Here is a 10,152-nt window from a genome sequence, read left to right as displayed (position 1 = left end):
GCACAGGGGCGACGCGTGAAGCGAGCTAACGTAACGCGGATGCCAGCGCAAAGGCAGACACCCAAACGCCGACGCATGAAGCCCGAGGACAAATCGCGGAGGCCAGCGAAGAAACAGACCCCGCCCAACGTCGCCAGACAAAAACCAAAACCAAAACCAAAACCAACCTCAAACCAAAGCTTGCCGCAGGCAATACACAGCAATCGCCTCAATCACTTCGGCATCCTCGCCAACAGCCGTACTACAACGAATCTCAACAGAAGGATTCGCGCTGCGGCACTGATCAAGAATCACCGGCAGATCACGCCGAACATGCCCACCTTGCCCAAAAAAAACCGGCACAACGCTGACAACGGAAGCACCTGCTGCGACCTGAGCAGCCACAGCCTCAGGCAAACCAGGCGTCATAAGCTCAAGAAACGCCAACGAAACCGGCCCAGCGGCCTCCCCGCGCAACTCAAGCAACCGGGCGCGCAGCCGCTCGAAAGGCTCGGCCCAGCGAGGATCTCTCGCGCCATGCGCAAACAGCACCACGCCATGAGATCCCATATCGCCTCGTAGAGAACAAATAAAAAACGCCTAATGCCTGTCGACCCATTTGAGCCCGACGAGCCCAAGTACGAGATAGATCAACCCCGGCGTCGCCGCCGTCAACGGCGCTGGCCACGTATTCAGATTGCCGATGTGCGAGAACAGCGTATTGAACAGCTGAAAACTCATCCCCAGCATGATCCCGCCGAACACCTTCACCCCAACCACGCCCGCGCGCGTGTGCAGGTAAGCAAACGGCAGCGACAGCACCAGCATCACGAACACCGCGAACGGATACAACACCTTGCGCCACAGCGCGATCTCGTACCGTTGCGTGTCCTGATGGTTCTCGGTCAAGTGCTGGATATAACGGAACAGATTGAACATCGACATCCGCTCCGGCGCAACCAGCAGCACCGACAGAATTTGCGGCGTCAATTCCGAGCGCAGCGAGTATTCAGGCAACGTCACCTGCTTCGCACGATACACCGGGTTCAACGCATCGGCGGGCTTGCTGGCGTCCTGCGCGACGTCGATCAGTTGCGTGTCCGTGACGTCCGTCAGCAGCCAGTGGCCGGGCGGCTGATACTTGCCCGACTTCGCGATGCGCACGTTCGACAGACGGAACTTCGAGTCGAACTCGTAGATGCGCACGTTCGAGATAGTCGCGTCCGGCTGCAACTGCCCGACGTTCACGAAGCGCGTCACCTGTTCGCCGTCGGCACGCGCCGTCAGCGTGTCCTTCACCCAGACGCCCGACTCGAAATTGCTCGACACCGACGACCCGAGCGCCTCCAGACGCACCCGCTCCGACAACTGATCCGTGTACGGCCCGACCACTTCGCCAATGATGTACGTGAGGAACACCAGCGGGATACCGATCTTCAGCAGCGAGCGCAGCGCCTGGTTGGTGGCGAGACCGGACACGCGGAAAATCGTGTACTCGGAATTCGCCGCCATCTGCGCGAACACGTAGATCGCGCTGATCAACGCCGCAACGGGAATGATTTCGTAGAAACGCGACGGCGTCTGCAGCGCGACGCGCAGCACCGCGTACTGGAACTTGTAGTTGCCGTGGCCGACCGAGTTCAGTTCGTTGATCAGGTCGAAGAAGAAGAACAGACCCGAAAACGCGAACAGAATGAAGATGAACGTGAGGTAAACCTGACGCGCGAAATACTTTTCATAGATGCGCATTGGTCACGCTCCCTGCGCCGGACGGCTCGACGACCGGCTGAACGTCGCCCGCGTGAAGAGCGGCCGGTTGCGCACCCGCAGCCAGAAAATGAACGCGACGACCAGCGCCACCACGACATGCAGCCCCACGAGCCCCACGCCGAACGACATCTTGCCTTGCTCGATCCACGACTGCACGACGTTCAGCAGGTTCGAGTACGTCAGATAGATCAGCACGGCCATCACGAGATTGATCGTGCGGCTGCGGCGCGGATTCTGGTGCGCGAGCGGGATGGCGAGCAGCATCAGGTTGATCGCGATCAAGGGCAGGCCCGCGCGCCATGCGAATTCAGCCAGATTCTGGCGGGTCGGGTCGCGGAACAGGTCGAGCGTCGGCGTGCCCGTCGTGGTGGGCGTATTGACGACCGGCTGGCTCTGGATCTTCACGCCATAGCGCTCGAACTCCATGATGCGGAAGTCGGGATGGCCCGGCTCGCCGTCATAGCGGCGGCCGTTTTCGAGCACGACGAAGCGGTCGCCGTTCTTATGCGTTTCCGTGTGGCCGTTCTTCGACACGACCACGTTCACCTTGCCGCCCTCGGTGCTCGTGACGAACACGTTTTCGACGTGACCCTGATCGGGCGACATCTTCTCGATAAAGAACACGCGATGGCTCGTAGCCGATTCGCGGAACTGGCCCGGCGCGAGCAGCGAGACCTCGTCGCGCTGCTGGAAGCGCGCGCGGATCAGCTTGCTCTGCTGGTTCGACCACGGCCAGCCGACGAACACGAAGAAGGCAATCAGAATGATGATGGGCGTCGCGAACAGGCCGATCGGCTTGATGAAACGCGTGAGGCTGACGCCCGAGGCGAGCCACACGACCATTTCGGAATCCTTGTACCAGCGCGTGAGCACGAACAGGATCGACACGAACAGCGTCGCGACCAGCATGATCGCGAGGTAGCCGATGACCGTCAGACCGATCAGCACGAGCACGTCGCGCGGGTCGATTTCACCGGACGCCGCGAAGCCGACGATGCGGATCATCATCGTCGTCAGGACCAGCGTGAGCAGAACCATGAACACGGCGCCAGCCGTATACGCCAGTTCGCGCTGGAGAGAGCGTTCAAAAATCATGGTTGATGAGGAGAGGGCGCGCTCCGACAGGCAGTGGGGTTGAGCCCCATCACGCCTTCGTGCAGCCGCCGCGGGAAAAATAGCGGATAATTGCGGCTTTCATCCTAAGCCCAGATTTTATCCGAGGACAAGCGCGATGGACTTTAGCATAAAAGCCTGTGATTGGAGCAAAGGCTCGACCAACGGGTTCCTTACCGGAAAATCGGATTGCATCGTGATCGGCGTGTTCGAGTCGCAGACGCTGTCGGGCGCGGCGCTGGAAATCGACGCGGCCACCAAGGGTCTGCTCACGCGCATCATCAAGGCGGGCGACATGGACGGCAAGACGGGCAGCACGGTGTTCCTGCATGAAGTGCAGGGCATCGGCGCGTCGCGCGTGCTGCTGGTCGGTCTCGGCAAGCAGGACGCGTTCACCCAGAAGGTCTATGGCGACGCCGTGCGCGCCGCGTGGCGCGCGATCCTCGGCACGAAGATCACCCAGGTCACGTTCACGCTCGCTCAGGCGCCTGTCAAGGAACGCTCGTCGGACTGGGCCGTGCGCGCCGCCATTCTGGCACTGCGCGAACTGACTTACCGGTTCACGCAGATGAAGAGCAAGCCGGACAACAGCACGCGCGCGCTCAAGCGTATCGTGTTCAGCGTCGACGCAGCTGACGAGAAGCTCGCGAAGGTAGCCCTCAAGCAGGGCGTCGCGCTGTCGAACGGCATGGATCTGACGAAGGACCTCGGCAACCTGCCGGGCAACGTCTGCACGCCGACCTATCTGGCCACGACCGCGAAGAAGCTCGCGAAAGACTGGAAGCTGAAGGTCGAAGTGCTCGGCCAGAAGCAGCTCGAAGCACTCAAGATGGGTTCGTTCCTGTCGGTCACCAAAGGCTCCGTCGAACCGCCGCAGTTCATCGTTCTCCAGTATCAGGGCGGCTCCGCGAAGGCCGCGCCCGTCGTGCTGGTCGGCAAGGGCATCACGTTCGACACGGGCGGCATTTCGCTCAAGCCCGGCGACAGCATGGACGAGATGAAGTACGACATGTGCGGCGCGGGCTCCGTGCTCGGCACACTGCGCGCCGTCGCAGAAATGGGCCTGAAGCTAAACGTGGTCGGCATCATTCCGACCTGCGAAAACATGCCGGCCGGCAACGCGACCAAGCCGGGCGACATTGTCACCAGCATGAAGGGCCTGACAATCGAAGTGCTGAACACCGACGCGGAAGGCCGCCTGATCCTGTGCGACGCGCTCACGTATGCCGAACGCTTCAAGCCGGCCGCCGTGATCGACATCGCGACGCTGACGGGCGCCTGCATCATTGCGCTCGGTCATCACAACAGCGGCCTGTTCTCGAAAGACGACGCGCTTGCGGGCGAACTGCTCGACGCATCGAAGGAAGCCTCCGACCCGGCGTGGCGCCTGCCGCTCGACGACGAGTATCAGGATCAACTGAAGTCGAACTTCGCCGATCTCGCGAACATCGGCGGACGTCCGGCGGGCAGCGTGACGGCAGCGTGCTTCCTGTCGCGCTTCACGGAAGCGTATCCGTGGGCTCACCTCGACATCGCGGGCACCGCATGGAAGAGCGGTGCAGCAAAGGGCGCGACGGGCCGTCCCGTGCCGTTGCTGTCGCAGTTCCTGATCGACCGCGCTGCACAATGACGTGTAGCAGTCCGATCGCGCATCACGCAGCGAAGCAGGATCGCCGATGACACGCATCGACTTTCATTCGAACGTCGGCGATTCGCTGCAGTATGCTTGCCGTCTCGTGCGCAAGGCGTATCAGGCCGGCCAGCCGCTCGTCGTGCTGGCCGAACCGCCGCGCCTGCGCGCGTTCGACGAACAGTTGTGGACCTTCTCGCCGCTCGACTTCATCCCGCACTGCCTCGCGGCGAGCCCGCTTGCGGCGCAAACGCCCGTCGTGCTGACGTCGTCGCTCGACGACGCGCCGCATCATCAGATACTGTTGAATCTGGGCGCGACGGTGCCGTCGCAGTTCGCGCGCTTCGAGCGCCTGCTGGAAATAGTCGGCAACGCGCCCGACGAACTCGCCGCGGGGCGCGAGCGCTATCGCTTCTACCGCGATCGCGGCTATGCTCTGAATAACTACAAGCAGGGCGCCTGACGGGTTCTGTCCGCTCGATGCGCGGTGTTGTCCGATTTGCGCAGAACCGGCTCGTCCGATCTTTAAAGGGAGTGCTTTCGTGTCCCAATCTTCCGACCCTTCCGACTCTTCCGATCAAGACATCCCCACTCTCACCGATGTGATGGAGACGGGTCACGAGCCGCATGCGAAGGCGAAGCGGCCGAAGCGCAGCAGCGCGCACGCCCATGAAGGCGCGCATGCGCGCAGGCATGGAACGGCGCACGGCGAGCAGGACGACGCCAGCCATGATGCGCCTCACGAGGCGAAGCAACAGCCAGCCGCGCACGCGGAGCCGCAAACGCCGTCTGTCCATGCTGACGACGACGTGCCCGTTCTCGATTCCATCTACGAATCTCCGCGTACGCCGATGCGCGAGCCCGCGCAGTTCGTGCCGGGTGAAGCGGAGTTCACATCGGGTTCGGCTGCCGAGCACTATGTCGCGCCGTCCGTGCCGGATGCGCTGACGACGCCCGTGGAGCACGCACCTGCGCCGACGCCTGCGGCGAGGTCCGACTACGATGCCGACGTGTTGGCCGAGCGTTTGCGCGGCCGTTTCGCGACCTATCTGAAAGGCGATGGCCGCAATCTGATCGAGGCGCGCTGCCGCGATGCATTCCAGGATCACACGACCTGGCTCGTCAATCAGATCACGCGCGAGGTTGCGCTCGCGCTGGAAACGGAAATGCTCAGTTGGGTGCGCGAGGCGATCCGCGAAGAACTCGGCAATTCGACCACCAGCAAATAAGCAGTGGCTGCGTGCGTTACTTGAGCGTCAGGATCCAGCTTGCCAGCGACACGGCTTCGTCCTGCGTGACCTGCGTGTTGGCAGGCATCGGCACGGGTCCCCACACGCCTGCGCTGCCTTCCATGATCTTGCGCGTGAGGTAGACCACGGCATCGCTGCGCGTCGCGTATTTAGCGGCGACATCGTGCAGCGGAGGTCCCATGAATTGCCGCGTGACCGAATGGCAGCTCATGCAGTTCTGCTTTTGCGCGAGTGCGAGGCCCGGAGCTTGCGCGCGCGCCGTGCCGGTGAATGCCAAAGTGCCTGCCAGCACGAGTGCCGCATACGACTTCGATTTCATTATGGTCTCCGCCGGTGACTCAGCCCGGCTCGTGGTGGACGCATTATAAGAGCAAAGGGGCACACGGAGAGCCGTGTGCCCCTTTGCCCGTCGAAGCGTTGTTTGCGTCACCCTGCGATGCCGCGCCGCGTCAGTCCGTGACAGCGCCCTTGTTGGCCGGCTTCACGAGCGCCGCGAACTTGGCCAGCACGCCGCGCGTGTAACGCGGCGCGGGCTGCTTCCATGCGCCGCGGCGGCGTTGCAGTTCGGCGTCGTCGACATTCAGTTGCAACAGCAGCTTGTGCGCATCGATCGTGATCGAGTCGCCTTCCTGCACGAGCGCGATCGTGCCGCCGGCGAACGCTTCCGGCGCGACGTGACCCACGACCATGCCCCACGTGCCGCCCGAGAAGCGGCCGTCGGTGATGAGACCGACCGATTCGCCAAGCCCCTTGCCGATGATCGCAGACGTCGGCGCGAGCATCTCCGGCATGCCCGGACCGCCTCGCGGGCCGAGATAGCGCAGCACGACGACGTCGCCTGCCTTGATCTTGTCGGCGAGGATCGCATCCATTGCGCTTTGCTCGTCGTCGAACACGCGTGCCGGGCCCGTGATGACCGGATTCTTCAGGCCGGTGATCTTCGCGACGGCGCCGTCTTCGGCGAGGTTGCCCTTGAGGATCGCGAGATGGCCTTCGTCGTAGAGCGCCTTGTCGAGCGGATAGATCACTTTCTGGTCCGCGCGCGGCTTGCTGGGTACGTCCTTCAGTTCTTCAGCGATGGTCTTGCCCGTGATGGTCACGCAGTCGCCGTGCAACAGGCCTGCGTCGAGCAGCAACTTCAACACTTGCGGGATGCCGCCGGCCTGGTGCAGATCGGTCGCGACGTACTTGCCCGACGGCTTAAGGTCGCAGATCACGGGCACTTTCTTGCGCATCCGCTCGAAGTCGTCGATCGTCCATTCGACTTCCGCCGCGTGCGCGATGGCCAGATAGTGCAGCACGGCATTCGTCGAGCCGCCCGTCGCCATGATCAGCGCGACGGCGTTTTCGATCGACTTCTTCGTGATGATGTCGCGCGGCTTGAGATCCTTCTTCACGGCCTCGACCAGCACGCGCGCCGATTCCGCTGCCGAATCCACTTTTTCCTGATCGGGGTTCGCCATCGTCGACGAATACATCAGCGACATGCCGAGTGCCTCGAACGACGAGCTCATCGTGTTGGCCGTGTACATCCCGCCGCACGAGCCCGTGGTCGGGCAGGCATTCTGTTCGACCCCTTCGAAATCTTCCTGCGACATGCGGCCCGCCGTGAACTCGCCGACGGCCTCGAACGACGACACGATGGTGAGGTCCGCGCCCTTCCACTTGCCCGGCTTGATGGTGCCGCCGTACACGTAAATGCCCGGGACGTTCATCCGCGCGAGGCCGATCATGCCGCCCGGCATGTTCTTATCGCAGCCGCCGATCACGACGACGCCGTCCATCCACTGGCCTTGCACGCAGGTCTCGATGCAGTCGGCGATCACTTCGCGCGACACCAGCGAGTACTTCATGCCCTCCGTGCCCATCGACATGCCGTCCGAGATGGTCGGCGTGCCGAAGGTCTGCGGATTCGCGTCGGAGCGCCTGACGGCTTCGACGGCGGCGTCGGTGAGGCGTTGCAGGCCGGCGTTGCACGGCGTGATGGTCGAGTGGCCGTTGGCGATGCCGATCATCGGCTTGTCGAAGTCGTCCTTCTGGTAGCCGAGCGCGTAATACATCGAGCGGTTCGGCGAACGCGCGACGCCTTGCGTGATGTTCTTCGAACGACGGTTGTACGGCATGGGGAGCTCCATCCAGTTGTTTTGATGTGCGCGCCGATCGGCTCGCTTCCCGCTTGCGGCGCAACGGCCTGGGCGGTTCCAGCGCGGGTTCTTTAGTCTAGTTCGGGCGCGTTGGGCAAGAATGGAGTTTCTGCAAAAGAATGTCCAATATATTATTCAGCGTCGTTTAGGTCGTAAAATATATCAATGAGCCTGCCTGCCGTCCCTGATCTGCGCCAGTTGCGCTATTTCGTGACCGTCGCCGAAGAGAAGCACTTCGGCCGCGCGGCGGCGCGGCTGTCGATGACGCAGCCGCCGCTGTCGCAGGCAATCCGCGCGCTCGAAGACACGCTGGGCGTCGAACTGTTTGCGCGCACCAAACGCTCGGTCGAGCTGACGTCGGTCGGCGCGGATCTGCTGCCCGAGGTGCGGCGGCTGCTCGCGGGCGCGGAGGGGTTGCGGCCATTGGCGCAGAGTCTTGCGCGCGGCGAGGCGGGGGTGCTGTCGCTGGCGTTCGTGTCGACGGCGGATTACGGGCTATTGCCGCCGCTGTTGCGCGAGTTCGGCGCGCGCCATCCGCGCGTGCGGCTCGAACTGCTCGAGGCGACCAGCGACGTGCAGATCGACGAGCTGGTCGCGGGGCGTGTCGATGCGGGACTGGTCATCGGGCCGCTGCCGCCGCGCTACGCGTCGCAGCTGTCGTGGCTGCCGCTGGCGCGCGAGCCGCTGGTGATCGCGATGTCGACGGAGATGGCGGCGCGTATCGAGCTCGATGCTGCGGGCGATGGAGCCAGCGAGGCGGGCGCGGCCGAATGGCGCGACGAGCCGTTGAGCCTTGCGCAAGCGGGCGATGCGCCGCTGGTCGTTTTCCCAAGGCGTCTGGCGCCAGGCTTTTATGACATGATTATGGATTGCTACGGCGCGGCCGGTCTCACGCCGCACATAGGCCAGGAGGCGATCCAGATGCAGACGATCGTGAGCCTGGTGTCTGCGGGCATGGGTGTCGCGCTGGTGCCGCAATCGTTGCGTAACCTGCGGCGCACGGGCGTCGTGTATCGTCCGTTGCGTGAGGCGGTGCCCGCCGTCGTCACCGGGCTGGTGTGGCGCACGGCGGAAGTGAGCCCTGTGCTGGCCGGTTTCATCGACATCGTGCGCGCTCACGCCGATGTGCTTGCCGGCTAGCGGCGAACCCTTTGTGGCGCGGCGCGTCCAATGCGCTTGAGTTTCCAGATTACCGAACCCCTATAACGATACGATGCACATTCACCCGAATTTCGATCCCATCGCCATTCATCTCGGGCCGCTGGCTGTCCGCTGGTATGGCCTGATGTACCTGGTCGCCTTTGTCATGGCGATCGTCGTGGGCCGGTTGCGGCTGCGTCTGCCGCATGTCGCGGCACAGGGCTGGACCCCGAAGGATATCGACGACATGCTGTTTTACGGCGTGCTCGGCACGATACTCGGCGGACGTCTGGGTTATGTGCTGTTCTATAAGGCGAGCTGGTACTTCGCGCATCCTCTCGACATCTTCAAGGTTTGGGAAGGGGGCATGTCGTTCCATGGCGGATTTCTCGGCGTGACGCTCGCGATGGTGTTGTTTGCGTGGCAGCGTAAGCGTACGTGGCTGCAGGTGACCGATTTCGTCGCGCCGATGGTGCCGACTGGTCTTGCGGCGGGGCGGCTTGGTAACTTTATCAATGGTGAGTTGTGGGGGCGGGTGACGTCGCCCGATGCGCCTTGGGCGATGCTGTTTCCCGGTGCCGCGAATGAAGACGCCGGGTGGCTGGCGGCGCATCCGGTGCAGGCCGCGCAGTGGCATCTCGGTGAGGTGTTTGCGCAATATCATATGTTGCCGCGGCATCCGTCGCAGTTGTATGAGATCGCGCTTGAGGGTGTCGTGCTGTTTCTTGTGCTGTGGTTTTTTACGCGGAAGCCGCGGCCTGTTGGGGCTGCTTCGGCTGTGTTTCTGATTGGCTATGGGCTTGCACGTTTCACGGTTGAATTTGCGCGTGAGCCGGATGACTTTCTTGGGCTGCTGGCGTTGGGGCTGTCTATGGGACAGTGGCTGTCGCTGCCGATGGTTATTGCTGGGGTGTTGATGTTGGTGTGGGCTTATCGGCGGAATGCGCGTGAGGCGGCGCGGGCTGTTAATGCGGGGTAAGGGTTGGTTTTTGTCTGCGACGCTGGTGGGTTGGTTTTGATTTAGCTGGCATTTTCGCGATTGGCGTTTGCGCTTCGCTGGTCGGTGTGTTGGCCTTTGCTTTCGCTGGCATCCGCGATTCGTTAGCTCGCTTCAAGCGTCGCCCCT

Annotated in this window: 10 protein-coding genes; 5 read left to right on the top strand and 5 right to left on the bottom strand. The window is 62.9% G+C overall.

The window, feature by feature from the left end; genetic code table 11:
* Positions 1-168: 168 nt before the first annotated feature.
* Genes KFO72_RS40035 through lptF form a run of 3 tightly spaced genes read right to left on the bottom strand, consistent with a single transcriptional unit; the run spans position 169 to position 2,844 of the window.
* The gene (locus tag KFO72_RS40035) at positions 169-549 is read right to left on the bottom strand and encodes a sirohydrochlorin chelatase (protein ID WP_176053746.1); all 381 of its coding nucleotides are present in this window, start codon (positions 547-549) and stop codon (positions 169-171) included.
* A gap of 30 nt (positions 550-579) precedes the next feature.
* Complete coding sequence (gene lptG / locus KFO72_RS40030) at positions 580-1,728, bottom strand: LPS export ABC transporter permease LptG (RefSeq protein WP_007582462.1); 1,149 nt, start codon at positions 1,726-1,728, stop codon at positions 580-582.
* A gap of 3 nt (positions 1,729-1,731) precedes the next feature.
* On the bottom strand, positions 1,732-2,844 hold the full coding sequence (gene lptF / locus KFO72_RS40025) for an LPS export ABC transporter permease LptF (protein WP_054928704.1): 1,113 nt from the start codon (positions 2,842-2,844) through the stop codon (positions 1,732-1,734).
* 136 nt (positions 2,845-2,980) lie between these two features.
* On the opposite strand from lptF, the gene KFO72_RS40020 reads away from it, so the two are divergent.
* The 3 genes from KFO72_RS40020 (at position 2,981) to KFO72_RS40010 (ending at position 5,721) form a co-directional block, all read left to right on the top strand.
* Positions 2,981-4,492, top strand: coding sequence for a leucyl aminopeptidase (locus KFO72_RS40020; protein WP_054928703.1), 1,512 nt, complete (start codon positions 2,981-2,983; stop codon positions 4,490-4,492).
* 46 nt (positions 4,493-4,538) lie between these two features.
* A complete protein-coding gene (locus KFO72_RS40015; RefSeq protein WP_062915625.1) occupies positions 4,539-4,955 on the top strand; it encodes a DNA polymerase III subunit chi in 417 nt (138 codons plus the stop codon).
* A 79-nt stretch (positions 4,956-5,034) separates the two neighbouring features.
* A complete protein-coding gene (locus KFO72_RS40010) occupies positions 5,035-5,721 on the top strand; it encodes a DUF2486 family protein (protein ID WP_225034399.1) in 687 nt (228 codons plus the stop codon).
* A gap of 16 nt (positions 5,722-5,737) precedes the next feature.
* Here the strand turns inward: KFO72_RS40010 and KFO72_RS40005 are convergent, their stop codons facing one another.
* Together KFO72_RS40005 and ilvD are read right to left on the bottom strand one after the other, a co-directional pair.
* The gene (locus KFO72_RS40005) at positions 5,738-6,061 is read right to left on the bottom strand and encodes a c-type cytochrome (protein ID WP_036003374.1); all 324 of its coding nucleotides are present in this window, start codon (positions 6,059-6,061) and stop codon (positions 5,738-5,740) included.
* A gap of 130 nt (positions 6,062-6,191) precedes the next feature.
* On the bottom strand, positions 6,192-7,865 hold the full coding sequence (ilvD, locus tag KFO72_RS40000; protein WP_054928699.1) for a dihydroxy-acid dehydratase: 1,674 nt from the start codon (positions 7,863-7,865) through the stop codon (positions 6,192-6,194).
* A 186-nt stretch (positions 7,866-8,051) separates the two neighbouring features.
* Here ilvD and KFO72_RS39995 point away from each other — a divergent pair, with 186 nt between their 5' ends.
* Both KFO72_RS39995 and lgt read left to right on the top strand, forming a co-directional pair.
* Positions 8,052-9,026, top strand: a complete 975-nt coding sequence (locus tag KFO72_RS39995) for a LysR family transcriptional regulator (protein WP_225034398.1) — start codon at positions 8,052-8,054, stop codon at positions 9,024-9,026.
* 73 nt (positions 9,027-9,099) lie between these two features.
* On the top strand, positions 9,100-10,005 hold the full coding sequence (lgt, locus tag KFO72_RS39990; RefSeq protein ID WP_054928697.1) for a prolipoprotein diacylglyceryl transferase: 906 nt from the start codon (positions 9,100-9,102) through the stop codon (positions 10,003-10,005).
* Positions 10,006-10,152: the final 147 nt, after the last annotated feature.

This window comes from Paraburkholderia sp. XV, from assembly GCF_020177535.1.
Lineage (GTDB): Bacteria > Pseudomonadota > Gammaproteobacteria > Burkholderiales > Burkholderiaceae > Paraburkholderia > Paraburkholderia caribensis.
The sequence above is the reverse complement of the archived record's forward strand: the minus strand, read 5'-3'. Positions and strand labels throughout refer to the sequence as shown.